The sequence below is a fragment of the Pseudoalteromonas sp. SG43-4 genome (genome assembly GCF_014164325.1).
Taxonomy (GTDB): Bacteria; Pseudomonadota; Gammaproteobacteria; order Enterobacterales; family Alteromonadaceae; genus Pseudoalteromonas; species Pseudoalteromonas distincta.
Window position 1 is genome coordinate 1 of record NZ_JACJFB010000058.1, and the last position, 520, is coordinate 520.

General features: G+C 40.4%; 1 pseudogene. It reads left to right on the top strand.

Annotated features, from left to right (window positions below):
• Window positions 1–228: 228 nt before the first annotated feature.
• A pseudogene (locus tag H5160_RS20130) lies at window positions 229–520 on the top strand (IS110 family transposase); the annotation flags it as partial.

Sequence of the window (520 nt, forward strand, 5' to 3'; positions counted from 1 at the left end):
TTGTATGGATAATAAACCCATAAATTAATTAATACTTTAACCAAGTTCGGGTAATGTGAGGCCCAAGCTTTGGCTGCAACCAAAGCCTTTTATACAGTAGTTCGATTGATTGAAGGCTCCTCTATTGAGAGACCGATAACAAGAAAGAACGCTGTATAAACTCCAAGCATTAAACTCGGATAGTCAACGGGGCCTCGAGCCCGAATCGCAAGGCAGAGTCAGCTTATTATGAATACACTCAATAATCAAAATGAAATTAACGTCGGTGTCGATACAGGTAAAACTCAACTCGATATTTACATCCGACCTTTAGATATATATTTCACCGTAGAAAACAATGACGGCGGCATTAAACACGCTATAAAAACACTAAAAAAGCACCCAATAACGCGTGTTACTATTGAAGCAACTGGGCGCCTTGAACACCCCTTTATTATGGCGTGTGCTCAAGCGAATATCCCTTTCGTTGTTGCTAATCCCGTTAATATTAAACGTTTCGCAGGCGCTATTGGCCAAAAAG